Source organism: Olleya sp. HaHaR_3_96, from assembly GCF_019278545.1.
Lineage (GTDB): Bacteria > Bacteroidota > Bacteroidia > Flavobacteriales > Flavobacteriaceae > Olleya.
The window spans coordinates 3,260,273-3,286,814 of record NZ_CP058987.1; the positions used below are offsets into that span (position 1 = coordinate 3,260,273).

Here is a 26,542-nt window from a genome sequence, read left to right on the forward strand (position 1 = left end):
ATATACATTATATGGCACTAAAAAAAAGAGGATTACTTTCTATACTTCTAACATTATTTATTAGTTATGGATTATATCAGGTTTATGTCTTTTATTTTGATAATAATGATAATATACAATCCATTTACCTAGTACCAAAAGATGCTGTTTATATTATTGAAACTAAAAAACCCATTAGCAATTGGGATGCGATTAGCAAAAGTGATATTTGGAAACATTTAAATACTAATGCCTATTTTAATACAATGGCTAAAAACTTAAATAAGTTAGACACTATATTTAAGCAAAAACAAGGGACATTTAACCGAATAGGAAACAGAGACATCGTCATTTCGGCGCATGTTTATGCGCCTAAAAAATATGGGTTTTTATATGTTGTAGACTTGCAAAAAATATCTAAACTTAATTTACTTAAAAATAATTTAAACACCTTAATCAATAGTAATTATACTGTTAGTAAACGTAAATATCACGAACAAGAAATTACCGAAATTTACGATACAAAAAACAGAGAGACCCTATACTTAAGCTTTATAGAAAATCAAATGATTGCGTCCTACACGCATACGCTATTAGAAGCCTCTATTGATCAATATTCAGAACCCGTAATCGGTCGGAATTTAAATTTTATTGAAGTCAAAAAACAAGTGGGGTATCACGATATGTTTAGAGTGTACTTTCAATATGACTATTTAGATGAATTTGTTAAAGTCTTTTCTAATAAACCTGGTTATACCACTGAAACACTAAGTAAAAGTTTAGAGTTTAGCGGTTTTAGCTTTGATTTAGATGATAATACTATTGTCGCTAACGGAATTACCAATACTAACGACCAAGCATCTTCTTATCTTAAAGCACTTCAAAAATCAGGAAAAGGAGAACGGACCATCAGTAGTATTGCTCCTAAAGAAACGGCTTTATATTTAAGTTTTGGTTTTAGTAGTTTTGAAGCCTTTTACGACAATTTCGAAACTATCCAAAAAGAAAACCCTAAACAATTTAAAAGTTATTTAGATGGTACGGAACAAGTCGAGAATTTCTTGAAGATTAACATCAAGAAACATTTTATTAGTTGGATTGATGATGAAATTGCATTGCTCCAACTCCACTCTAATGTATCAGAATCAACAAAAGATATAGCGTTAGTTATTAAAGCTAACGATATTGATGACGCCAAAGAAAATCTAGATTTTATTTTAGAGCAAATTAGAAAACGTACACCTGTAAAATTCAAAGAGGTTAATTACAAAGGGTATCCTATTAACTTTATGTCCATCAAAGGCTTTTTTAAGATATTACTAGGTAACTTATTCTCTGATATTGAAAAACCATATTATACTATTATTGACGATTATGTTGTGTTTAGTAACGAACCTAACACTTTAAAAAGCATTATCAATACCTACACTAATAAACAAACTTTAAATGACTTTGAAGCCTTTAAAGACTTTGATGACGAGTTTGATAAACGTTCTAGTATCTTTGCTTACATCAACACCCCTAGTTTATATAATAATGCTTACGACTTTGTAGATAACACCACCAAACAACAGTTAAAAGCTAATAAAGATTATTTTATATGTTTTCCTTTAATTGGTATTCAGTTAACTCCAGAACGAAATTATTTTGAAAGCAAGATTGTGATAGACTACCAATCGCCAGAAGACGTTAAATTAAACTATACATTTACAGATACTGCAATACCTAATACACCTGAAACTAATCCTACCATTATTAGTGAAGACTCTATTAATAAGGAGACCATTTTTAATATTCCTGAAATCTATCCAACAGATTTAACTGCTGGAGAATTCACCAAGAAATATGCCAATGGAAACGTTAGATTTTCGGTAGAATTAAAAGATGGTTTAAAACATGGTCATTACAAATCGTATTACTCTAACGGTGTTTTAAAAATTTCCGGTAAATATCGGAAAGATAAACAAATTAGTACATGGCGAATCTATGATTTAAATGAGGAGCTAGTTTATAAAAAACGATTTTAAATTCTTATTTTTAAAACATGAAACCAACTAACAGAATTCGTCTATTACTGCTATTAATTCCGATTACAAATTTTTGTTTTGCTCAAACCATCAATAGCTCTTTAAACCTGAGAGAAAAAGTAACTTTAGAAGTAATTAAAGAAAATGATAGGAATACTAAAAAAGACACTACCTATTTAAAAACTCCCCCAAATAAACTAAGTTTTATAAATCAATTTGACTATTTATTAAACGAATCCTTAACTAGTAATTATATAAACGCCATTTTTTCTAGTAAAAACAGTTCGATTCAACAGTTTTCAAAACCTATTAAAATCTATATTGATCCAAATATAGAAAAGAGTTTAAGAGAGGAATTTATCGGTTATATAAATGATATTCCAACAATAAAGAATTTATCAATTTCATTTGTTAATTCTCTTGATGATAGTAACTATTATATTAAGATAGCTAACAAAAATTTTAACGGTATATCAAAAAAAGTACTAAATAAATTTACTGAAGCAGAAAGAAAAAATTTAATTTTTGAAAAAATATCAAGAATAAATTTTAATGATAACAATCAAAATACCTATGCTTGTTTACTAACCTTAAGTCCTTCGATATTTCAGGATGATAATATGATGACAAAGTTGAAAAAAGCATTTTTCATCTCTTTAGGTAATTTTAATGTATTGACATATGGAGCTCCTAATGGTTCTGTTTTAAATATTAAAACTACCCAAATTAATAGACTAAATAAAGACGACATATTATTACTTAAAATGCATTATTTTCATATTTATGATTTTAAAGTTGACTTTAAAATATTCAAAGAAATTCGAAAACTAAAAATAAAAAATTAATGAAAATAATTTTTAAAATACTTTTTTTTATTGCCTGTATCAATTGTAGCTATGCTCAAAAAAAAGTAACACATACAATTACTAAAAGCTATATTCCTTTAAAAGAATATCAAAAACGAAATAAAGAACCACTTTCTAAACAAGACTCTTTAAATTTAATCGAAAAAGATGGCATTCTTTTAATTTTAATGAAAGAAAACATTGCATTCAATAAGAAAGGAACTAGTGTCCCATATACTTATAAAGATGATAGTTTTTTAGCTAAATATACTAAAATTAGTTTTTTTCATAAAAACAATATTTATAATGACTCTACAACATCAAAGTACTGGAAAAAGCCCATTAAATTATTCTTCGGCAAAAACATTCCAAATAAAACAAAAAAAAGTTTTTTACATTTTGCCAAAAACATTGTCAATCAAGTAGATTCTTTACAATTATACGTTGTGAAAAAAGTAGAAGATTCTAATTACATTATTTATTATTCTAGTAATTATGAGTACGAAAGTAGAATGTCGAACAATACATATTCAGACTCTTATATTCATTGGAAAAATACGGGAAGTCAAATTTACAAAGGAGCTATTAGAATAAGAGATGATAAATTATTTAATGAAACTTTAAGGCTACATAAAATGAAAACATTATTTGTACAAACTTTAGGATATTTTACATTTGATAATCAGTTAGATTGCGAAAATTTCTTTTCTGGATGTCACCAAGACCCTGTAAATTTAACAAAATTTGATATCGAAATTATAAAATACCATTATGATTACGGAATATGTAAAGGCACAGATTTAAGTACATTCATCGAACAACATAAAGATGCAAAAAAACTACTACAAAAAAACCCTAATAATAAGATGACTTTTTTCCATACATTCGAATAATAAATAACAAAAGGAACGCTTAAAGCGTTCCTTTTGTTATTTAAATAGTACTTAGAATCTATTATTTAAAATGATATTGACCCGATTTCTAGCACATCCTTTTTACTATCTAATCTATATATTCTGACTTCTTTCGTTTCATTTTTACTTCCATAATTTTTAAATATGGTGATTTTCAATATTGTTGGACCTGATATTTTCTGTACGGCATCTGCAAAATAATCTAACTCAATCTCATAGTCTCCTTTCAATCCTTTTTTAATCATAAACTCTTCTGGACCATATCCATCCGTCATATCTTCTGATAAACGGTCACCATAATCGGAACGGTTATTTTTATAACTTATAGATTTGTTTTTAGGTGTTTCTACCCATAAATCTAAATCAGTATCATTGTGATTCCAATCTGCTACCACACGTAAATCTAATTTTATTGGTTGTAAAAGCTGTTTTTGAGTGTCATTTAATTTGATTTCTTTTTTGTGTGTTTGTAATAAATGACTCGCTTCAATAAATGCTAAGTGTTCTATTCCATAAAACCGTTTGTTTAAATCCTTCTCGACTAACTGCCCATCTATTATCGTATACAACAAATCAAATGCCTTTTGGTAATTACCTACGCTTTCATAAGCTAATGCTAAATCCCTCGTTGATTGCGGTTCTTCTGGTCTTAGTTTTAAGATTTCTTTATACACATGAAGTGCTAAATCGTATTGTTGAAAATACTCTAATTTATAAGCCAATGCCCGCATAACTTCGTGATTGTCTAAATCTATTTCAGTTAAATTAGACACGACTGTAATTGCTAACTCTTTTTCTTGAATAGCATCAAAATAGTCCGCTACATCTATAAAAAAAGAAGGCGTATTACGATATTTTATTCTTAATTCTAAATACTTATCATAAGCTGCTTTTGGCGTTGTTTGTGCTTGCAATATTTTAATATAATTACTATCAGAAGACCAAGGTTTAAAGTTTATGTCGTCCTTTATTTTATCGTTTAATGCGTTAATTTCTTCAGCATTATTTTTTAGACCTTCTTTAGTTGTTATTACCAGAACACCATTCGCTCCTCTACTTCCATATAACGACGTTGCAGACGCCGCTTTTAAAACAGTCAAACTATCAATTGTATCCGTTGCTACAGCTTTAAACGCATCATCAGAGACTACAACCCCATCAATAACATACAACGGTGTCGCATTATTAGTCACTGTACTTGCCCCTCTAATTGTGATTGTTGGACTAGCTCCTACTTCTCCAGAGGCATTAGTAATTGCTACTCCTGAAACGCTACCACTTAATGTTCGAACAGCATCAGACACTGATTTTGACTCAATGGATTCTGATTGTACTGTTTGAACAGAATAGGAAAGCGTTTCTTTTCTTTGTGTTACATATCCCGTAATAACGACTTCGTCCAAATCCTCACTAGGCTCTAATATTGTGCTAATAGAATTTGAGTCACCAACTGTTATTTCTTTATCATAAAACCCCACATAATCAACCATTATGATATCTCCTACTTCTGCGTTTATAGCATATTTTCCATCAAAATCTGTTGATGCTCCATTAGACGTTCCTTTTAAAATTAAAGTTGCTCCTGGTAGAGGTAACCCATTGTCATCTAAAATTAAACCAGACACTATTCGTTTATTAGAATCTATTTGATTTTGGACGATAATATCATTCGCTTCTTCAGTTTGAGATCTGTTGATTGTCGCCTCTTCTGGTTCTGGAACTGTTGTCGTTGGTTGCACAACAGGAGGCGTTACCGGATCAATAATAGGCTGTGGTTTTTTAGTTTTAGTTAGTATCGGATAACTAGTAGCATACCAACTTTTTAAATCTAAGTAATCTTCAAAAAGTTGATTTCTTCTGTCTTCTATGTCTTCTAACCTATCTGCTTCTTCATTAGCGTTATTAGCCATACGCTCTTTAAACTCTGGTTTTAACTCCGCAGGTGGCTCGATCTTATAACGTACATAATCTTCAATTCTATCCAAAATAATTAACGACGTATACTCAGAAATCAAATGGTTTTTCTTTGCTAGCGAAATAATCTCCGCTTTGTTTTCTTCTTTATTACTATGTAAAGCTTGCAATTTCTTTTTTGCCCACAAACGTTTAACCAAACTGTTAAAACTAGACTTTACTAAGTTTACTTCAACATGTTCAGTGACTTCATTACCATACCCAAAGTTTAATTGCAGTGTCGTATTTGTATCAAATTTTCCAGATATTGAAAAATCACTAGTAATAGCTGTATTTACTAAGGGATAAACTTCTGATATTGCTCTATTATTATCTATACCTAAAAACTTAAACGTTTCTGTTTTCAAAGTATGTAATGCTTCTTTTGTTTCTGTAAAATTTAGATTAATATATTGTCCATTATTTTGGTTTGAAATGTATTCCAAAAATTGATGATTAGCAGAACTAACAGCGTTTATAGTATACATATTTCCTTTAAACCCATCTTGTAATTCACCTAAATTAAACATACCGTCACTAAAAAATAAGATCTCATCGCTAGCGGTATTTTTTAAATCTAAATAAGATGTACCACCGTCATACACTAATGACTCAATTTCTTTTTTAAGTAGTTTCCAATTCCCATTAGTAATATTAAATCGTTTTGTCTTATTCGTAGCATTATTAAATGCTATAAAATCAACTTGAACGGTATCTAAATAATCAAAATAAGCCTCTAAAAGCTTCATTTCTGATTCTAACTTTCTAAACTGCATAGAGTATGATGTATCCCAGTATAAACTAATCGTTTTTGGTTTTTGTTTTATTCTGGTCTGCGGTTTAAATAATTTATAGACATTAAAATAATTATCATAGGTCGTTACGTTTTCCGTATTCCCAACTGGAAACTCTAAAACAACTGCTGTATTTACTAAAGCTTTAACATCCCTTACAGATGCTTTTAAAATACCATCATTAGTTTTAAACTTTAATTTGTAAGGATTGTCACTTATAACTTTAGGATCTTGAGCAACATTATAAACCAATACATCTAAAGAGAAATCTAAAGGCTCCTGAAAATTAAAAGGAATAGTATACCTATGCTTCCCATTACTAGCAATCATTTCTTGTTCAAAAGTGATGCTAAGCATTTTATAACCATTAGCTGGTATTGGATAAACTCTAGCTTTATAATTGTTTCCTTTTGTCATTTCCAACAATCCAGGATCAATGGTTTGACGTATTGTCGATTCGTAAGCCACACGTCCTAACTCTTTTTCAACAATTACGGCATCTCTCATTTTACCATTAACATCCATTGCAAAATTGGTTACCGACTGACCTTGGCCTAAAGGAAAAGCTAGTTCTCCTTCCAAAACACGATCTGTACCATTATAAAACCTCATAGTATAGGTTGTGGTGGCTATATTACCCACAACTTCTGTTTTAACTTCTAATTTTTTTAAAGCTAAAAAAGTGGAATCTTGAAGTTTAATTCTTGGTACTTCCTGAGCAGAAAGAGTTACTGATATAAGAAGAAAAAAAAGTTTGATTAGTTTCATAATGGTTGTTTTAAGTATAATACAAACCTAGAATGAAAGTAACAATTACAAAACCAATATTGAGTAAAGTGCTATTATGAATTAGGCAACGTTACTTTTTGAGACTTTTTAAAGTTTCAGTTCGATTGACCTTGCCTGAAGTCGTTTCAGCGAAAGCGGAAATAGCATACACCTGTTTAGGCGTTTCAATCGCATTTAAATCCGAAAATACGTTAGCATTTAAAGTATCTTTATCTGCTTCAATAATCAGTATAACGACCTCTCCAAAAGTGGGATCGGCTTCAGAACTGATAAAAAAACGAGAGCCCATTTTAGATTGAAGTTTAGCCTCAATTTGCTCCGGAAATAATTTTACACCTCCAGAATTAATAACATTATCAACACGTCCTAACCATTCAAAGGTTGTTTTAGAATGCAACTTAACCACATCATTAGTGATGATCTGATCTACTGTTAATTGTGGTGCATCAATAACCAAACACTCTTTTGTGTTTTGACTAATAACAATATTTGGTAAAGTCGTAAAATAACTTGTCACTTTACCATTGATTTGTTTGACTGCAATATGTGTTATTGTTTCGGTCATACCATACGTTTCATAAACGTTAGTTGTCACCTTTTGAAATTGTTGTTTTAGCCGTGATGATACTTGAGCTCCTCCAACAATAAGTGTGTTTATATTGTTAAGTTTCTGCATCGCTTTTTCGGCTTGCGCCGGAATCATTGCACAAAAATCGTACTGTTTTTTTGTATTAAAAATGGGATTTGTTGTGGGCTCTACACTCTCTATCTCTAATCCTAAAACTATAGCACGCACTAACATCATTTTTCCTGCAATATATGTTGCTGGCAAGCATAATAAAGCCGAATTCCCTGGCACTAATTTAAAAAAATCACCTGTAGCAATAGCGGAATTAACCATGGCTTGTTTTTGTAGCTTAATCGTTTTTGGATGACCGGTTGACCCTGAAGTTTTAACCATTATAAAATCGTTATGATCGATCCAATCAGATAAAAACGCCCCTATCTCCTGTTCAAACAATTCGCCTTCTTTAATAAAGCTGTAAGCGACCTCTTTTAAGTCTTCAAAAGAAAAATGAATACCATTTAACTTAAATCTGTTGTGTACTTTATTATAGCTAGGAGTCATATCTTTAGTCTAAAGTTGAATTATCATCAATCACTGGTGCTTCTATATTTCCAAATAATTTTTCTTTCCAATTGGTCCATTTATAAACTTTAGCAAAAATGAATAACAATATAGGGAATACAACAAATACAGGGATAATAATATCTCCAAAACCTGCTTCAGGCTCTGATATATCTTTAAAAACCGAGTGTGTTTGTAAAACCGTCCAATCTGCAGTAACCAATAAGGCTCCAAACAGATTATTGGCAGCATGAAATCCTAGAGATAACTCCATTCCATCATCCATTAATGTTAAAACACCTAGAAATAATCCTGTTCCAATGTAGTACACCATGACACCATACCCTAATTTACCAACTTCTGGATTAAAAACATGCATCCCTCCAAAAATCACTGAGGTAATCAATAATGGCACCCATTTTCTTCTTAAAGATACCACTAACTTTTCATTCAATTCAGACTCAAAAACATTTCTCTTTTTTAAAAATTCAAAAATCAATGCGCCCACTCCAATGACAATCGCAGCCAATCCTAATCCTTCCTCTGCATTAAAATTATTAATCATAATAATTTGAGAACATATAGGAATAGATAATATTGTAAAAATAAATCCAAAAGGGAACTGCTTACTAGTTGTTACCGTTCCAAAACCTTGCATTAAATACCCTCGAAAAATATACTCTTCTAAACTTGTTTGTATTGGTACTAATAACACTGCGATTACCACTAAAATCAGAAAACGGTTTAGCTCAAAATTCCACACATAATTCTCTGGCGAACCATAATAATCAATAAGTACCATTCCTGAAGATATTACACCCCAAAACAAAAAAGAAAACATTACACGCTTCCAATCTATTTTAGGCCTAGCTGTAGTAACAGATAACAAAGACTGTTTGTGCAAATTTTTAACAACAATAATCAACCCTACAAAACCAAAAGCAAAAGAGAGTAATAATAAAAACAAGTTTAAATTTGGTTCTAAAATGGTCATTAATTTAGACTCATCTATATCATAAGCAGAACCGCCATTTCCAATATGTTTCACTATTGCCGCAATAGTAAACGGTATTTGTCCAAGCATTGCAAAAACAGCAATAATTAAAGACCCCACTAGGTAACGCCAAAATTCATGCTTAACAGTAAATGCTTGTTTTATAAAATCCATAATCTAAAATTTAAAGTCCCAATTAGTATTTGTATCGTATTGTAATGTCCCTTTTTCTACTTGTAAAGGCGCTGTAATATTATTAGTAAAAAGGCTTCCTGTCCCTAAACCTTGTGGTAAATCACTGTTTTTTGTGTACGTATATTGTGCAATAGCATTAAGCCCGACATTACTCTCTAAAGCACTGGTAATCCACCACCCTATATTTTGTTTTTCAGCCAAGTTAATCCAAGTATCACTCCCTTTAAACCCGCCAATAAAACTAGGTTTCAAAATAATGTACTGCGGATTGATAGCCTGTAGTAAATCCAACTTCTTAACATCATCAAAGACACCAATCAACTCTTCGTCTAAAGCAATGTCCAAAGGCGTTTGCTCACAAAGTTTCGCCATGTCTGTAAATTGACCTGCTTTAATTGGTTGTTCAATAGAGTGTAAATTAAAATCTGATAACTGTTTTAGTTTTTCTAAAGCTTCAGAAGGTTTAAACGCACCATTAGCATCCACACGTAGTTCTATATCGCTTTCGCTGAAATTACGCCTGATACCCTTTAAAATATCTAGCTCCGTTTGAAAATCTATGGCTCCGATTTTTAATTTTATGCAACTAAATCCCGACGCTATTTTATCTTCAATCTGTTGTTTCATAAAAGCCTGATCGCCCATCCATATCAAACCATTAATAGCTATTGAAGCTCTGCCAGCAGTAAATTCAGAAGGAAATAAAACAAAAGGATCTTGACTCTCTAAACTTTTAAAAGCCATTTCTAATCCTATTTGAATACTTGGAAATTCTCCATTTTTAGCATACAAATACGGTAATCCTTTTTCAATTTCTTTACATGTATCTTGTAATTGCGTTTCGTAATCAGGGCGATCATCTACGCTCAAGCCTCTTAAAACACCACATTCTCCAATACCACGTTTACCATCATGTTCGATAATTAAAAACCAAGTTTCCTTAGTTTTTAAAATACCACGCGAGGTACCACTAGGTCTTTTAAATTCTAAAATATGTTTGCGATAGGTTGCTTTCATAATGAAATCAAAAATACTTAAATATTTTTGTAAATTCACCTAAAAATCAACGATTACATGACGTTTAAAAATAAAGTAGTTTGGATTACTGGCGCTTCTAGCGGAATTGGAAAAGGATTAGTATTAGCCTTGTCTAAATTAGAGTGTCAATTAATAATTTCTTCAAGGAATGAAACCACTTTAAACCAAATAAAACAAGCTTGCCCAAACCCTGATAATGTAGCGGTATTACCCTTTGATTTGGCAGATTACGACCACATGAAACCCGTTGTAACACAAGCTATAAAACACTTTGGTAAAATTGATCTTTTAATTAATAATGGAGGTATTAGTCAGCGCTCATTAATAATAGACACAGCTATTAGCGTAGATAAAAAATTAATGGAAGTGGATTACTTAGGGACCGTAGCTTTAAGTAAAGCCTTATTACCTCATTTTATAAAAAACAACATTGGACATTACGCAGTTATTACTAGTTTGATGGGTAAATTTAGTTCGCCCTACCGTTCAGGTTATTGCGGAGCAAAACATGCTTTACACGGTTTTTTTGATGCGCTACGTATGGAACATGAAAAAGACAATATAAGCGTAACACTTATTTGTCCTGGATTTGTAAATACAAATATTGCTAAAAACGCACTAATTGGTGATGGTAGTTTACAAAATAGTCAAGATCAGGCAACAGAAAATGGTTTATCTATTGCCGAGTTTTGTGACCGCATGTTACAAGCTATTCAAAAAGAAAAATTTGAAGCCTATATTGGAAAAAGGGAAATTTTGGGCGTGTATTTAAAACGCTTCTTTCCTAAACTTTTACATCGTAAAGTAATGAAAAGCCAGGTTAGATAATTATTACAGTTCTAAACTCTCTCCTATTCCTAATAGCATTAAGTCTTTGTCTTTTTCAAAAAACTTACGTTTAGCTGCTTCATGATCAATTTCGATATAACCAAACGTATCAAAATGATATCCTAATATTTTATCGCACCCCACAAAGTCACTAGCAATGATTGCATCATTAATTCCCATTGTAAAATTGTCTCCTATAGGCAAAATAGCTAAATCCAATTTGGTTTGCATTGGGATCAACTTCATATCAAAAGTTAGCGCTGTATCTCCTGCTATATAAATATTTTTATGTTCACCTTCAAGAACAAAACCCCCAGGTTGCCCACCATAACTCCCATCCGGGAAAGATGATGTATGGATAGCATTGACATATTTTAAACTTCCAAAGTCAAAATCCCAAGTCCCACCGTGATTCATTGGGTGACCTTCAAAACCTAAATTCTGAAAATGAGTTACAATTTCAAAATTAGAAACAATAACCGCATCGGTGCGTTTTGCGATTGCTTCCACATCCAAAATATGATCTTGATGTGCATGCGTCAACAATATATAATCTGCTTTGATGGTATTAATATCGATATGAGCAGCTTTTGGGTTTCCTGAAATAAATGGATCTACTAAAATATGCGTATCCTCTATTTGAATACCTAAACAGGCGTGACCGTAAAAAGTGATTTTCATGGTAATGTATTTATTACAGTAAATGTCCGATACCTAATAGTAAACTTAACAATACTGTGGTTAATGCTAACTTTTTTAATTCTGGATCAAAATCCTTAGGATTAGTAACCGATTTGACCTTTTTTAAATGCAATATTAAAGGAATATAGGCTATAAAGTAAATCAGATTTAAAGGTGATTTATAGTAAATAACACCAAATAAAACCGATAATACGATAGCTGTAATTATTAAAAAATAATGATATTTTTTAGCCTTTTCAGCCCCTAATTTCACAGCCAATGTTATTTTGTTTGCTGTTACATCAGATACAATATCCCTCATGTTATTCAGGTTAAGTACCGCTGTACTTAATAATCCTATAGCTACTGCAGGTAAAATGACAATAAAATCTATCTGTTTTGCAAATAAGACATAGCATCCTAAAACACTTACTAAACCAAAAAAAACAAATACAAAAATATCCCCCTTACCTTTATAACCATACGCATTGTTTCCAACGGTATATTTTATAGCTGCATAAATAGAGATCCCTGCTAACACAAAAAACAAAAGCGCTAACCACAAATACTCGGCTTTAAAAGAGACATAAATCAATATAGCTGTCAGTAAAACACTAATAATTACATTTATTCTAATGGCTTTATACATGTCTTGGTGCGTAATAGCACCAGATTGTAAGGCACGGACAGGTCCAATGCGTTGGTCGTTATCCGTCCCTTTTACACCGTCTCCATAATCGTTAGCTAAATTTGATAGTATTTGATAACTAAGTGTTGTTAAAATAGAAAACACTAGTATTACACTATCAAAAACACCATTATATTTAGCTAAACAAGCGGCCACTATAATTCCAGAAATAGATAATGGCAATGTACGTAAGCGCATTGCCGACAACCATTTGGTAAGGTTCTTCATATATTATGGAATCCATTGTTTTGGAAAGTTAGGTTTACGTTTTTCTAAAAACGCATCTCTCCCTTCTTTAGCTTCGTCTGTCATATAAGCCAATCGTGTCGCTTCTCCAGCAAATACTTGCTGTCCAACCATGCCATCGTCTGTTAAATTCATAGCGAATTTCAACATTTTAATAGACGTTGGCGATTTCTCTAAAATCTCTTGTGCCCATTGGTAAGCAGTCGTTTCTAACTCGTCATGAGGTATCACAGCATTGACCATTCCCATATCATAAGCTTCCTGTGCAGAGTAATTTCTTCCTAAGAAAAAGATTTCTCTAGCTCTTTTTTGACCTACCATTTTAGCTAAGTAAGCTGATCCATAACCACCATCAAAACTAGTGACATCAGCATCCGTTTGCTTAAAAATAGCATGCTCTTTACTAGCTAAAGTTAAATCGCAAACGACATGTAAACTATGTCCACCTCCAACAGCCCATCCTGGAACAACTGCTATAACGGCTTTAGGCATAAACCTAATTAAACGCTGTACTTCTAATATATTTAATCTATGATAACCATCCTCTCCGACATAACCTTGGTGTCCTCTTGCTTTTTGATCTCCTCCAGAGCAAAAACTATAAATCCCATCTTTAGTGGATGGACCTTCAGCAGATAATAATACCACACCTATAGACGTGTCCTCTCCCGCATCATAAAAAGCATCATATAACTCCTTAGTTGTTTTAGGCCTAAAGGCATTTCTAACATTTGGTCTATTAAATGCTATACGTGCAACACCATTACATTTACTATATGTAATATCTTCATAATCTTTGGCCTTTTGCCAATCTATAACCTCCATAAAATATCATTAAATATTGAAGTTATAAAAATACATAATTAATGTATTGTACTCTAATAATTACTTTTCCATTTATCGAATGACTTTCATTTATCTCTACTCAAGTAAAATACTTACAAATATTTAAATACAATAAACCATTGAAAAACAATGACAAAACGATATACAACTTCATTTAAAAACAACTTTTAAGCTATATTATATACCGTTTATCGATTTGATTAGATATTCATCTAATTTTAATACGAACATCAAAAACACATGCTATCTTTGTCTAACATTTAATTAATCCCTTAAAAATGAATATTTTAAATTCTCCTATTTACAAGCATATAAAACAAACCTTAAGCCTTCCTTTGGCCGACTTATTCTTTTTTGAAAATTTAGTTGTAGTTCAAATTAACGAAGGCATGCATGTTACAGCAGAAACCTCTAAAAATTGCTTTGAGGTTATTTATGCTTTTTACGAAACAAAGAATAAGCCTTTTGGCTATTTATCTAATAGAATAAACCAATACTCTATTGAAGTTTTAGATTATAAAAAATACAATAATTTTTTTCCGAATTTGGCTTATTATGGTATTATCGGATATTCTGCATTTCAACATTTGAGTATTAATATTGAAAAAAAATTCTGTGAAATGCCCGTTTATAGTTTCCAAAATTTAAACGAAGCCTATATTAAAATGAACAATTACATTTTAAATAAAACAAGCCTAATTGATAGTGTAAATTAAACTACCTATTCAAATAAGTGTCTTTATTTAAGTCACTTAACCCTAGCTATCTAAAAAAAGAGTACTAACCTCTTTTGGGTAGCTTTTTGGTTTTTTAGCGATAATATTTATCTTTTATCGATAACTACTATAAAAAGGAATTCAGAATCTTAAAAAGGTACCACATTTATTAATTTAGCTTTAAAGCTATTAACCTTATGAATATAATCAACTCAAGCATTGCAAACCAAATTAAAGACATACACATTACAAGTAGTGGTAATTTCTATTTCTTAGACGGCATTGTCATTTCAGAAATTAATGAAAATGTGACCTACACATGGGAGGAAGCACAATATGTTGTGGAAGAAATAAGAAAATTTTACGGGCCTACAAAAAACATATATTACATCTCTAACCGTGTCAACAATTATTCTGTAAAACCTTCTGATTGGTTAAAATTTTATAATGATAATCAACTAAATGGTTATTCTGTAGTGACAAGAAGCGAGAACAGCTGGTTTAACGCTTTAATGGAAAAACTATTTTTAAAGATAGAAATTAATCGTTTTGACAATTTATATAATGCTATTGACTACGCGAAAAATGTAAACAAAACAAAAGCTAATCTTGCTTGTTAACGGTATTACCAAAAACAAATTAAAACCATTATTACTTAATCATTATACCAAAAAAAAGTAGTACAACCTGAGTTACACTACTTTCCTATCTTTTATCGATTTAAAATCTATGGTATTACTTTAATAAAATTTATTTTAGATAAATCCCATCCTCTTTTAATTCTACTAGCTTTTGCTTGTAAAGTGTACCGATGGCCTTTTTAAATGTTTTTTTACTCATTTGTAAAAGGTCCTTAATTTTCTCTGGACTAGACTTATCAGTTACAGGTAAAAACCCATTGTTATCCGTTAATTCTTGCATGATTTTATCTGCATTAGGTTCGATATTTCTATATCCTATTTCTCCTAAACCGATATCTAACTTATTTCCTGGTCTTACCTTTTTAATAATACCTTTTAACTTATCTCCAACACTTAAGTCTTGAAAAATGCTGTCCTTATAAATCAATCCTGTATGTATATTATTTACAATAACATTCATCCCTAAATCACTTGGATGCGACACAATAATATCTACTTGGTCAAATTGTGCAACAGTTAATTCTTTATTATCTAAAAATTGATTGGTTTTACTAGAAGCAACTAAACGCTCCGTTACATCATCTAAATAACAACGCACTAAATACCATCCTCCTTTTTTCATTGGAAATGCTTGTTCTTTAAATGGGCAAAATAATTCTTTTACCAATCCAAAGTCTAAAAAAGCTCCAAATTTAGACACTTCGTTACAACGTAATACTGCAAACTCTCCATTAATTATAAACGGCTCTGTAGTTGTTGCGATAATACGTTCGTCATTATCTAAATAAACAAACACCTCTAATTCATCACCAATCTCAAATTGTTCTGGAACATATCTGTTAGGTAATAAAACTTCATTACCATCTGCATCACCTAAAAATAATCCAGGTTCTGTGTCTCTTAAAATTTCGAGTGTATTAAATTCTCCTATTCGTATCATTTTGCAAATGTAAGCATATAAAAAAAGCGTTACAGAACTGTAACGCTTTTTTTATATATTTTTTTTTATTCTATTTGTAAATAGCTTCTTTTTTAAAGTGTTTTGCTAATAAATAATACACAACTGCTCTGTATTTATTTTTATTTGATCTTCCGTAAGTTTCAATTACAGAATCTATAGCTTTATCTAAATCTGCACTATCAGCTAAACCTAATTTTTTAATTAAAAAATTATTTTTCACAGTAGCTAATTCTGAATCGTCAGAACCTGATACTGTCGCTGCATCTTTATTATATATAGATGGTCCACAACCAATTGTAACTTTAGTTAAAAAATCCATGTCAGGAGTTACTCCACATTTATCCTTTAAATCTGCTGCATATTTTACGATTAAGTCATCACGTTTACTCATAATTTTTTTTAATTTAAATTAATAATTTTTAGCTAATTAAAGATACAAATTTTCTTACTCACTTTTTTATCACCAAATAAATATAATAAAAATTACGCTTAACGTACAATTTATCCGACAAAACTATCGCACATATTTAAAGTAATCTAATAAAATAGCATCATTATCTCTTGCAGGAGTAAAAATTTCTAAAAGCTTTGGCGATTCTGAAACGTCATAAAAATCATTTAAAACAACCACTAACTCGTCTTCAGAAGATGCATGACTATAATTAAACCCATACATATAACAAAGCTGTTTTGCTGACAGGTGATGTTTAGTTTCAAAAAAGTAATCAAAATTATCAGTGTTTTTATGTCCAGGTAAAATTCTAAAAATCCCTCCACCTTCATTATTAACAACTATAATTCTAAAGTTTTTAGGGATATAATTATTCCATAACGCATTACTGTCATAGAAAAAACTTAAATCTCCTGTTATAAGCACTGTTGGTTTTGCATTTACTATTGCTGCACCTATTGCTGTACTTGTACTGCCATCAATACCGCTAGTTCCTCTGTTACAAAACACCTCTAAGGTCGGATTGATATCAAATAACTGTGTGTAGCGTATTGCAGAGCTATTACCTACTTGTAATTGCGACTGGTTTGGAATACTATTTAAAAAGATATCAAATGCTTTAAAATCCGAAAACGGAATTATAGACATATACGCCGCGTGTTTATCTCTTCTAATATTCATTTGTGCGTCCCAAAAAGGATTATACGCACTTTTAATAGCTTTTGTTAAGGGCAAAAATGAAGTGAAAAAGGAATTTATAGATTGTTTAAACACTTTATTTAACACAAAAAAAGTATCATTTGCTCCTTGTTCTGCAACATGCCAATGTTGCTTTGGTTTATGCGTTCTTAAAAATTTCTTTATTTTTTTAGACACGATTAGTCCCCCAAATGTTAATAATATGTCTGGTTGTAATGCTTCTAATTCTGTCTCAGATAATGCCCCTATCAATTTATCTATACTTGGACAAAATTTGTCATGATATAAATTTGATGTGCTTTCAGTCAACACCAAAACACTTTCATCTTCTGCTAAAACATCCAAATACTGCTGTTCTATACTATTAGGAGCCAATACACCTACTAGTATCAACTTGCATTTTGAGTTATTCCAAATTTCAGCGAAATCGTTAAAATCGTCCTCAACAGCATTAGTATCCGCCATTGGAATGACTTCAGGGTCTACCGTAAGTTTGTCTACCATTTGATATAAGGGTTCGTTAAAAGGGATATTGACATGAACCGGTCCTTGTGTAGCAATAGCAATATTAAAAGCCTTATTAATTTCGGTTTCATTGTGTTGCTGTATACCTTGTTGCAATCCTAAATAGTGTTCAATTTTATTTTCAATACTTTTCATGATCGGCAAGTCTTCCGCAAAAGCGTTTTCCGTTTCAAGATTTAAGTCTTGCTTTAAATTAGCCGAATATTGAATATGATTATGATAAACATCCTCTTGATTTATAGTTTGCCCATCTCCTATTCCGACCATATATTTAGGTCTATCAGCGCTTAATACCACTAAAGGAATATGACTATAATACGCTTCTGAAACAGCTGGATAATAGTTTAACAGTGCACTACCAGACGTACAAATAACTGCCACGGGATGTTTAATTTGCTGGGCGATTCCTAAAGCGAAAAAAGCCGCACAACGTTCGTCGACAATACTATAACATTTAAAAAATGGATCATGGGTAAATCCAATGGTTAACGGCGCGTTTCTGCTTCCTGGAGATAATACAATGTGCTGAATATTCTTAGCTTTACAAAGCTGAATAACGGTTTGAGCTAGGGGTATTTTAGGGTGTTTCATGTGTAGCACAAAAATACGAAACCCTAATCCTAAATTAAACGATTATAAGAGGTTTTTAACAGTCTTGGTTTTAGCAACGGTTTCCTCCCATTCATTTTCAGGTATAGAATCTTTAGTAATGCCGCCTCCAACATAAAGTAATGCTTGGTCATCCTTAATTTGAAGACATCTTAAATTCACAAATAAGTGCGAAATTGTTTTAACGGAACCATAGGCGTTATTCTCGACATTGCGACGATTGATATTTCTTGTTTTTGACTGTATACTATTAATCTCGCCTAAAAACCCAGTATAATATTCGCGATCATACCCTTCATTATTTACTATAAACTGCTTGGCCTCCTCTTTTGGCAAACCACAAACTGCTGGTGTTGGATGCAGCTTTTCAATAACAGACTGTAATCCGTTTTCAGGTTTTAAAAGTCCAGAAATTTTGGTTTGCAAATGCAATAAATTTCCGGCTTTAATCGTTTCGGTTTTTCCTATATTAAGACTCCTTACTGACGACTCTAGGCTACCAACTATAAAGTCTGTCACTAATTGCTGTTCATCTTGCTCTTTAGATTCCCAATGGACATCAACTGTGTTTTTATACTGTTGTGTACCTGCTAGAGACATGGTTAAAAATCGACTCCCTTCAACTTTTAATAACGTTTCTGGAGTGGCTCCTAACCATAACCCGACTTGTGGATGGTACCAACAATATACCATTGCTGTTTTATAGGTCGCTAAAAGTTTTTTGAATAATAAAAGGGTGTTGGACTTTGAAAAATTTTCGGTTTCAACCCTAGAGATGACAACTTTTTTAAAACTTCCGTTCTCAATCTCGGAAATTGCTTGCTCTACTAACTGTATATGTTTTGCTTTTGCTGTAGCATCTATTATTGAACTTTTACTGCTATTATGATCGTCTAAGGAATTATCAAACAAGCAGTCCATAGTTTCGCTTTCAACTAAAGGAAAGAATACTGTATTATTTTCATTTTTAAATGGTGAAAACACAAAACCACGAGCTTCAAATTTTTTGGTATAATGAAGCTGATTACTATTTTGAAGTAATGCTTTTACCGAGCCTTCGTTCGGTTTACTGTACGCCACAAAAGGTAACGCCTTTGTAAAATGAGTAGATAGTTGTTCAAAAAAAGCTTTAGAAGTCATCATTTATTTCTTTTTTGGTAAAGAAATAGTCGACAATTTACAGATCGAAATTAAATTATCCGCTTCATCCGTTACTCTAATATCTAACAATTGCGTGGTACGTCCTTTATGTAAAAATGTAGCTTTAGCATAGATATATCCCGAGCTGATGCTTTTTAAGTGATTAGCCGTTATCTCTAATCCTCTAATCATTAAGTTTTCAGAATCTAAAAATATATGCGATGCAAAACTACCAACACTTTCTGCCAAAGCAGCTGTTGCTCCGCCATGTAATACGCCATCAGGTTGATGTACGCGAGGAGTCACAGGCATCCTCGAGACTAAAAAATCCGCTCCATAATCTACAACCTCAATTTCTAAGGTTTCCATTAACGTGTTTTTACTAGCTTTATTTGCTATAGCCAACACTTGTTCTTTAGAATACTTCATGTATCTTTAATTTTAATGTAAAAATACAAAACATAGCGCAAAAATGACAGCTCCTACACTTGAAAACCATCGGGTAAAATTAATCCCTTTAGACTTAAGTAATTATAAACACTTAACTGAAATTGCTGCGGAACACCATTTAATTTACTATTCTCCAAACGATATCTCTACCCCTGACAAACTTAAATCTTATGTGCAAACCGCTGTAGACGGTTTTTACCATAACACCACCTTACCTTTTATTATTTTTGATAAGGAGAAACAAGCCTATGCTGGAAGTACCCGTTTTGGTTTAATACACAACAAAAACAAAGTCTTACATATTGGTTGGACCTGGATAGGGCATGATTTTCAAGGCACAGGCCTGAATAGTCATGTAAAATTTTTAATGCTGAGTTATGCTTTTGAAACCTTAAAGTTTGAAAAAGTAGAATTTAGAGTTGACGAACGCAATGTTAAATCAAAAAAGGCTGTTGAAAAGCTAGGTGCTACTTTAGAAGGTGTTTTACGTCAAAACACGGTTATGAATGATGGTTTTAGACGTAATACGTGTTGTTATGGGATTTTAAAAAGCGAATGGACTGTTATAAAAACTACTATTTTTGGAGCATTTTAATAGCCATAGTATCGTGTATTATAATCAAGTTAACTAATACAGTGTTTACTTCTTAATCCATCCTACAATAGAATACCCTTCACTCTTTTCTAATATGACCAAAAGCCAATCCTTTTTTTTACGTAGTACAACAACCTGTTGGTCCATCAATTGATCTATATGATTCCCAATAATTGCTTCGCCTGTACAGACATCTTTTTTTTGTGTATCATCTACAACAGGAGAACGTCTTAAAATCCCTGATATGGATTTATATACTAATGTATTAGTCCATTCCATTTTTTGTATCAAAATGATACGCTAGTGTCTGTTTTGATACTTTAGAGTTGTTAGTTATAGATACTTCTATCAAATTTGAATAATAATCACAGCCCATATTATCTTTGATAATAATGAGTTTCGTTTCTTTTGCTGTTTTTGTTATTGAAAGTGACTCTCCTGGATAGTCGTAGACTATTTTAAATCCATTGTTACTATTTAAAAATATAGTGGTCTGAAAATACGGTTGACAATACCCTGAATATATTAAATCTTTTAAGCCGTCATTATTAACATCCTGTACATGCCACCCTTTATCCGATTTACTTCCTGAACATAAAAAAGACGGCAAAACTAATTTTGACAAGCCTGTTGAATCGATTTTGAATTCAATTCTATTCTCTATTACATCCAATTTTATCTTAAGGTCGTTTAAATCTTGTCCAAATGAATGTAAACAACACAAATAAGCAATTATAGTTACTAAATATTTCATTTGGAAACAATTAAAATTAAAATCATATTACTTTAAATACGAGTAGTCTTTAAACGAAAAAAACAAGCTTTAACCTTACCGCAAATCAATATGTAACCCAAAGAAGCTAGCATTACTTGCTGCTGTATATTTAGCATGAGTGTAGCTAAAACGCAGCTTATTTATTTTGATTCCAAATCCTACTGATAAACCAGAAAAATTACGTTGATCAACAATACGTAACTCTTCAGCACGTCTAAAGTTATATCCTAACCTTATATTAAAACCTTTATCAGGAAATAGCTCTGCGCCAAGAATTGTATGTCGCATAACATTGTTTAAAAAGCCTATTTTTTCTTCTGTTTGGTTACCTTCAAGATCTGTAGTTGCTCTAGCAGGATTGGACACTGCAATTGGCCATTGTTGTAAGTTTTCAAATGTTAGGTGCCAACGTATTGGAACATGTTCTAATGTTTGAGATAATCCTAAAGTAATATCTAAGGGTAAGCTTTCGCGTTGTCCAGCGTAAGTTGTTATTTGTGTTCCTAGATTTCTGACCACCAATGCTGCTTGAAACTCTAAATCGTCATCAACATACATCAACCCTAAGTCTGTCGCAATACCAATAGAACTATACTGCTCTAAAGTAGAGGTAATAAACTTAATATTACTACCAAAGTAAAAGTCCGAATAACCAATTTGTAATGCATATCCCAAGGACAACGCAGCTTCTGTTCCTGTAAATGTACCTGTGGACACTCCGTTTTCATCATAACCATCAAAATCACCATAATTAATATAGGTCATTCCTGCGTGTAAGGTTTGTGTATGCCTGTCCCATGTATAAGCATAGGCTGCTGTACCATATGTGATACCTCCTAAATAATTACTAAAATTTAAGGCCAATTGATTATCCATTTCTTGATTAATAGCGGATGGATTATATAAACCCTGCGTGACATCGTAGTCTATATTAGTTAAAACCTTACCTCCTAATGCCGCTTGACGCGGTGATGATACTAAATTTAAAAATTGATATGTCGATTGCCCTCCCAATTGCGCGTAGCTATACGTACAAGAAAGTAATACTAAAAGTGGGACAATTTTGTTTTTAAACATCGTTTGCAAAGTAAATAAATCTACTTTAAAACGCAGATAAAGTAAATTTATTTTTTACTTCAATTTTAGCTTTTATTTTGACTTTTAAATATTGGCATTTAAATTAGTCAACAGAGTCCTTTTTCTAACTGTAATCTTATATACCCTAGCTAAATTTATTTAAAAACAAGCGCTTAACTACAATTAGTCTTTAATACTTAACGTTTTCGTTTTCAATAATTTATTTTTAAAAAAAGCATATACATATTGCATAAGTCTCAAGGTTATAATTGCACTATCGTCTCCAAAATAGTAAATTATCGAACTACTTGAGAAAACAGAATTACAAAACATAATTTTAGTTATACCGACTACAATTTCACTTTTTGTGCTTAATAAATAGAAATAGTATTGCAAACTCACTCACTTGATATTGTTTTCTACGCATCTAAAGTCGTTTCTGCATACCTACCAAATACATATTAGCCCGCTTGAATAAAGCATACACTTTTATGCAAAAAAAGCTCAATTATCCTTAGTAAATTAAAGAATAATTGAGCTTAGCACTTAATTGTTTTTGAGACAAATCCTCATATTAAGAATGTCTCATCTGACACAAATATTGAACTTAATCTAAATATTACAGAACATATTTTGACTATTTCTTATTTAAGCGTCTTATAATTTTTTTGCGTTTTTAACTTTTTGATCAGTAATAGCAATATCAATAACCTCCAACATGTCCGAAACATAATGAAATGTAAGTCCGGTTAAATATTCTGGCTTAATGTCTTCAATATCTCTTCTGTTGTCTTCACAAAGTAATATGTCTTTTATTCTTGCACGTTTTGCAGCTAGTATTTTTTCTTTTATTCCACCGACAGGTAAAACTTTCCCACGAAGTGTAATTTCTCCGGTCATTGCTAAGCTCTTTTTAACTTTTCGCTGTGTAAATAATGACACTAAAGATGTTAACATCGTCACACCCGCACTTGGTCCATCTTTTGGAGTCGCACCTTCTGGCACGTGAATGTGTACATTATATTTTTCAAAAACATCTGGATCTATACCTAATTCTTCAGCATGCGCTTTAATATACTCCATAGCTATAGTAGACGACTCCTTCATCACCTTACCTAGGTTTCCGGTTATATTAAGTGATCCTTTTCCTTTAGATAAAATAGATTCGATAAATAATATATCACCTCCTACTCTAGTCCAAGCTAATCCGGTAACTACTCCCGCTACATTATTATTTTCGTATTTGTCACGTTCTAATTTTGGACCTCCTAAAATCTCAATAATATCCTCGTTAGATATTTTAATATTATAGTCTTGTTCCATTGCTATGTTTTTTGCTGCATAACGCACCATTTTAGCAATTTGCTTTTCTAAACCACGGACACCAGACTCACGCGTATACCCTTCAACAATTTTCTCTAATTGTGGTTTTGCAATTTTTAAATGTTTGTCCGTTAAACCATGCTCTTTTAATTGCTTAGGTAATAAGTGACGTTTGGCAATTTCTACTTTTTCTTCAATAGTATACCCTGTAACATTGATAATCTCCATACGATCTCTTAATGCTGGCTGAATTGTATTTAAACTATTAGTAGTTGCAATAAACATAACCTTAGATAAATCATACCCCATTTCTAGGAAGTTATCATGAAACTCCGAATTCTGTTCTGGATCCAAGACTTCTAATAACGCAGAAGAAGGATCGCCTTGATTAGAGTTAGATAACTTATCAATCTCATCTAAAACAAACACAGGATTAGACGTTCCTGCTTTTTTAAGACTTTGTAATATACGTCCTGGCATTGCGCCAATATAAGTTTTACGGTGTCCACGTATTTCTGCTTCGTCACGCAACCCACCTAAACTCATACGCACATACTCACGTCCTAAAGCCTCTGCTACAGACTTCCCTAAAGAGGTTTTACCAACTCCCGGAGGTCCATATAAACATAAGATTGGAGACTTCATGTCATTACGCAGTTTTAAAACCGCTAAATGTTCTATGATTCTTTTTTTAACATCATCTAAACCATAATGGTCACGATCTAATATTTTTTCGGCACGTTTTAAATCAAATTTATCTTTACTAAACTTACCCCAAGGTAAATCTAGAAATAAATCTAAATAATTACGTTGTATAGAATACTCGGCAACCTGAGGATTCATACGTTGTATTTTTGCTAATTCTTTTTCAAAATGTTCTTTTACTTTTTTGTCCCATTTTTTAGTCTTAGCACGTTTTTTCATCGCTTCGATTTCTTCGGCATTACCACCACCTAATTCTTCTTGGATGGTTTTTAATTGCTGATTTAAGAAATATTCGCGTTGTTGTTGATTTAAATCACTCTGTACTTTAGATTGAATATCGTTTTTAAGTTCCAATTTCTGGAATTCGACATTCATAAAACGCAACGTTTCTAAAGCTCTTTCTTTTAAATCGTTAATTTCTAAAAGTGCTTGTTTTTCGTCTACAGACAAATTCATGTTTGAGGACACGAAATTGATTAGAAATGCATCACTTTTAATGTTTTTAATAGCAAAAGTAGCTTCTGTAGGAATATTTGGACTGTCCTTAATAATTTGTACAGCCAATTCTTTAATAGAATCTATTATTGCTGCAAACTCTTTATTTTTCTTAGCAGGAGTAGCTTGAGGCACTTCCTTAACTGTAGCTTTAATATAAGGTTCTTCTGTAATTACTGTATCAATTTCAAAACGTTTTTTACCTTGTATGATAACGGTTGTGTTACCATCAGGCATTTTTAAAACTTTCAAAATTCTAGCAACGGTACCGACTTGGTGTAGCTCTTTAGCTTTTGGATCTTCAACGTCCTCATCTATTTGAGAGACTACTCCAATCACTTTTTCGCCTTTATTAGCATCGTTAATTAATTTGATAGACTTATCACGTCCTGCTGTAATAGGTATTACAACACCAGGAAACAATACGGTATTTCGCAATGATAAAATTGGTAACGATTCTGGTAATTCTTCTTTTGCAATTTTTTCTTCATCTTCAGGCGTCATTAAAGGTATTAACTCTGAATTTTCATCAAAATCCTGTAATGACAAACTGTCAAGCGATATAAAGTTAGATTTTTTCATAGATATATATAAGTCATAATGTCACGTTAACGGCTCAATTTAGACTATTAATTTTTTAAAATTAAAATATTTTTTTTAGCTATCATACTGATTTACTTAACACTAGCAATATATAATAACTCATTTACAGTACTAAAAATTCAATTAATGTGCCACTTTTTAAGTTTCTTGTTTCAAAAGGAGTACTTACCCGCTTGAAAGCAATACAATACTAATTAATAAAATTTAAATTATTTTTTCAAAAACTGTAACAAAGTGTTTTAACTTTCCTCTTTATATAAAACAAACCATTTTTTGACACTAACCAAACACAATATTGAGCAGCTTATAACACTTTGCTTATCTGGTAACCAATTAGCACAATTGGAGATTTACAACAGATATTACAAAGCGATGTACAATACCTCATTTAGAATTGTGAACAATAGTTTTGAAGCCGAAGATATTATGCAAGAGTCCTTTTTGACTGCATTTACAAAGCTAAATAAACTAAAAGAAATAAGCACATTTAGTGCTTGGCTTAAACGTATTGTTGTTAATAATAGCATACATGCGTTTAATAAGAATAAAAAAAACGAGGATGTTGCATTGGATGATGTATTATATAAAATTGAAGACCAACAAGGCGTAGATACAACAACTGAATTGCCATCCGTTAAAGTAAAACAAATTTTAGACACGTTACATACGCTTAAATCTAATTACAGAATTGCCTTAACCTTAAATTTAATTGAAGGTTATGATTATGAAGAAATCAGTCAAATTATGGACATCAGTTATGCTAATTGCAGGACAACAGTCTCTAGAGCTAAAGACAGTCTAAGAAAAAAACTAGAACAATTAAACTAATTG

At 31.6% G+C, this 26,542-nt stretch carries 24 protein-coding genes; 8 read left to right on the top strand and 16 right to left on the bottom strand.

From position 1 onward, the window contains the following. The first annotated feature begins 11 nt into the window (after positions 1 to 11). From H0I26_RS14310 to H0I26_RS14320, 3 genes are read left to right on the top strand one after another with little or no spacing between them, the layout of a single operon-like run. Positions 12 to 2,006 carry a DUF3352 domain-containing protein gene (locus H0I26_RS14310; RefSeq protein WP_101018833.1) on the top strand — a complete coding sequence of 665 codons (1,995 nt, stop codon included), beginning with the start codon at positions 12 to 14 and terminating at the stop codon, positions 2,004 to 2,006. A gap of 17 nt (positions 2,007 to 2,023) precedes the next feature. After that, a complete protein-coding gene (locus H0I26_RS14315; protein ID WP_218699688.1) occupies positions 2,024 to 2,851 on the top strand; it encodes a hypothetical protein in 828 nt (275 codons plus the stop codon). Then, positions 2,851 to 3,744 (top strand): hypothetical protein, encoded by an 894-nt coding sequence (locus H0I26_RS14320; protein WP_218699689.1) that lies wholly within the window; start codon positions 2,851 to 2,853, stop codon positions 3,742 to 3,744. Before H0I26_RS14315 ends, H0I26_RS14320 begins: the two co-directional genes overlap by 1 nt. A gap of 65 nt (positions 3,745 to 3,809) precedes the next feature. Here H0I26_RS14320 and H0I26_RS14325 read toward each other — a convergent pair whose 3' ends face one another. The 4 genes from H0I26_RS14325 to H0I26_RS14340 form a co-directional block, all read right to left on the bottom strand. Then, positions 3,810 to 7,280: a VIT domain-containing protein gene (locus H0I26_RS14325; protein ID WP_218699690.1), complete on the bottom strand. Its 3,471-nt coding sequence runs from the start codon at positions 7,278 to 7,280 to the stop codon at positions 3,810 to 3,812. 91 nt (positions 7,281 to 7,371) lie between these two features. After that, positions 7,372 to 8,430, bottom strand: a complete 1,059-nt coding sequence (locus tag H0I26_RS14330) for an AMP-binding protein (RefSeq protein WP_218699691.1) — start codon at positions 8,428 to 8,430, stop codon at positions 7,372 to 7,374. A gap of 4 nt (positions 8,431 to 8,434) precedes the next feature. Beyond that, positions 8,435 to 9,598 (bottom strand): type II CAAX prenyl endopeptidase Rce1 family protein, encoded by a 1,164-nt coding sequence (locus tag H0I26_RS14335; RefSeq protein ID WP_256935135.1) that lies wholly within the window; start codon positions 9,596 to 9,598, stop codon positions 8,435 to 8,437. A gap of 3 nt (positions 9,599 to 9,601) precedes the next feature. Continuing rightward, positions 9,602 to 10,636 carry an o-succinylbenzoate synthase gene (locus H0I26_RS14340; RefSeq protein WP_218699692.1) on the bottom strand — a complete coding sequence of 345 codons (1,035 nt, stop codon included), beginning with the start codon at positions 10,634 to 10,636 and terminating at the stop codon, positions 9,602 to 9,604. A 57-nt stretch (positions 10,637 to 10,693) separates the two neighbouring features. Here H0I26_RS14340 and H0I26_RS14345 point away from each other — a divergent pair, with 57 nt between their 5' ends. Then, positions 10,694 to 11,485 carry an SDR family oxidoreductase gene (locus H0I26_RS14345; RefSeq protein ID WP_218699693.1) on the top strand — a complete coding sequence of 264 codons (792 nt, stop codon included), beginning with the start codon at positions 10,694 to 10,696 and terminating at the stop codon, positions 11,483 to 11,485. Between the two features lie 3 nt (positions 11,486 to 11,488). Here the strand turns inward: H0I26_RS14345 and H0I26_RS14350 are convergent, their stop codons facing one another. Genes H0I26_RS14350 through H0I26_RS14360 form a run of 3 tightly spaced genes read right to left on the bottom strand, consistent with a single transcriptional unit; the run spans position 11,489 to position 13,925 of the window. Beyond that, positions 11,489 to 12,166 carry a metal-dependent hydrolase gene (locus H0I26_RS14350; protein WP_218699694.1) on the bottom strand — a complete coding sequence of 226 codons (678 nt, stop codon included), beginning with the start codon at positions 12,164 to 12,166 and terminating at the stop codon, positions 11,489 to 11,491. A 13-nt stretch (positions 12,167 to 12,179) separates the two neighbouring features. Then, on the bottom strand, positions 12,180 to 13,082 hold the full coding sequence (menA, locus tag H0I26_RS14355) for a 1,4-dihydroxy-2-naphthoate octaprenyltransferase (RefSeq protein WP_218699695.1): 903 nt from the start codon (positions 13,080 to 13,082) through the stop codon (positions 12,180 to 12,182). 3 nt (positions 13,083 to 13,085) lie between these two features. Beyond that, positions 13,086 to 13,925 (bottom strand): 1,4-dihydroxy-2-naphthoyl-CoA synthase, encoded by an 840-nt coding sequence (locus H0I26_RS14360; RefSeq protein ID WP_101018841.1) that lies wholly within the window; start codon positions 13,923 to 13,925, stop codon positions 13,086 to 13,088. 299 nt (positions 13,926 to 14,224) lie between these two features. Here H0I26_RS14360 and H0I26_RS14365 point away from each other — a divergent pair, with 299 nt between their 5' ends. Continuing rightward, positions 14,225 to 14,662: a hypothetical protein gene (locus H0I26_RS14365; RefSeq protein ID WP_218699696.1), complete on the top strand. Its 438-nt coding sequence runs from the start codon at positions 14,225 to 14,227 to the stop codon at positions 14,660 to 14,662. Positions 14,663 to 14,859: 197 nt separating this feature from the next. Next, complete coding sequence (locus H0I26_RS14370) at positions 14,860 to 15,282, top strand: hypothetical protein (protein ID WP_218699697.1); 423 nt, start codon at positions 14,860 to 14,862, stop codon at positions 15,280 to 15,282. A 130-nt stretch (positions 15,283 to 15,412) separates the two neighbouring features. Here the strand turns inward: H0I26_RS14370 and H0I26_RS14375 are convergent, their stop codons facing one another. From H0I26_RS14375 to H0I26_RS14395, 5 genes are all read right to left on the bottom strand, one after another. Continuing rightward, positions 15,413 to 16,243 (bottom strand): S1 RNA-binding domain-containing protein, encoded by an 831-nt coding sequence (locus H0I26_RS14375; protein ID WP_101018845.1) that lies wholly within the window; start codon positions 16,241 to 16,243, stop codon positions 15,413 to 15,415. A 70-nt stretch (positions 16,244 to 16,313) separates the two neighbouring features. Continuing rightward, on the bottom strand, positions 16,314 to 16,655 hold the full coding sequence (locus H0I26_RS14380) for a DUF2853 family protein (protein WP_101018846.1): 342 nt from the start codon (positions 16,653 to 16,655) through the stop codon (positions 16,314 to 16,316). A 123-nt stretch (positions 16,656 to 16,778) separates the two neighbouring features. Beyond that, positions 16,779 to 18,530, bottom strand: coding sequence for a 2-succinyl-5-enolpyruvyl-6-hydroxy-3-cyclohexene-1-carboxylate synthase (gene menD / locus H0I26_RS14385; RefSeq protein ID WP_218699698.1), 1,752 nt, complete (start codon positions 18,528 to 18,530; stop codon positions 16,779 to 16,781). A 42-nt stretch (positions 18,531 to 18,572) separates the two neighbouring features. Beyond that, positions 18,573 to 19,691, bottom strand: a complete 1,119-nt coding sequence (locus H0I26_RS14390; RefSeq protein ID WP_317618198.1) for a chorismate-binding protein — start codon at positions 19,689 to 19,691, stop codon at positions 18,573 to 18,575. Then, positions 19,692 to 20,117 (bottom strand): PaaI family thioesterase, encoded by a 426-nt coding sequence (locus tag H0I26_RS14395; protein ID WP_136584358.1) that lies wholly within the window; start codon positions 20,115 to 20,117, stop codon positions 19,692 to 19,694. It abuts the gene before it with no gap. A gap of 43 nt (positions 20,118 to 20,160) precedes the next feature. Here H0I26_RS14395 and H0I26_RS14400 point away from each other — a divergent pair, with 43 nt between their 5' ends. Then, positions 20,161 to 20,733, top strand: coding sequence for a GNAT family N-acetyltransferase (locus H0I26_RS14400; protein ID WP_218699699.1), 573 nt, complete (start codon positions 20,161 to 20,163; stop codon positions 20,731 to 20,733). 45 nt (positions 20,734 to 20,778) lie between these two features. Here H0I26_RS14400 and H0I26_RS14405 read toward each other — a convergent pair whose 3' ends face one another. From H0I26_RS14405 to lon, 4 genes are all read right to left on the bottom strand, one after another. After that, positions 20,779 to 21,012, bottom strand: coding sequence for a hypothetical protein (locus tag H0I26_RS14405; protein WP_218699700.1), 234 nt, complete (start codon positions 21,010 to 21,012; stop codon positions 20,779 to 20,781). After that, positions 20,999 to 21,487, bottom strand: a complete 489-nt coding sequence (locus H0I26_RS14410) for a hypothetical protein (protein WP_218699701.1) — start codon at positions 21,485 to 21,487, stop codon at positions 20,999 to 21,001. Before H0I26_RS14410 ends, H0I26_RS14405 begins: the two co-directional genes overlap by 14 nt. A 75-nt stretch (positions 21,488 to 21,562) precedes the next feature. Continuing rightward, positions 21,563 to 22,585: a type IX secretion system protein PorQ gene (porQ, locus tag H0I26_RS14415; protein WP_218699702.1), complete on the bottom strand. Its 1,023-nt coding sequence runs from the start codon at positions 22,583 to 22,585 to the stop codon at positions 21,563 to 21,565. A 657-nt stretch (positions 22,586 to 23,242) separates the two neighbouring features. Beyond that, positions 23,243 to 25,690: an endopeptidase La gene (gene lon / locus H0I26_RS14420; protein ID WP_218699703.1), complete on the bottom strand. Its 2,448-nt coding sequence runs from the start codon at positions 25,688 to 25,690 to the stop codon at positions 23,243 to 23,245. Positions 25,691 to 25,984: 294 nt separating this feature from the next. On the opposite strand from lon, the gene H0I26_RS14425 reads away from it, so the two are divergent. After that, complete coding sequence (locus H0I26_RS14425) at positions 25,985 to 26,539, top strand: RNA polymerase sigma factor (RefSeq protein WP_101018853.1); 555 nt, start codon at positions 25,985 to 25,987, stop codon at positions 26,537 to 26,539. The last annotated feature ends 3 nt before the right edge of the window (positions 26,540 to 26,542 follow it).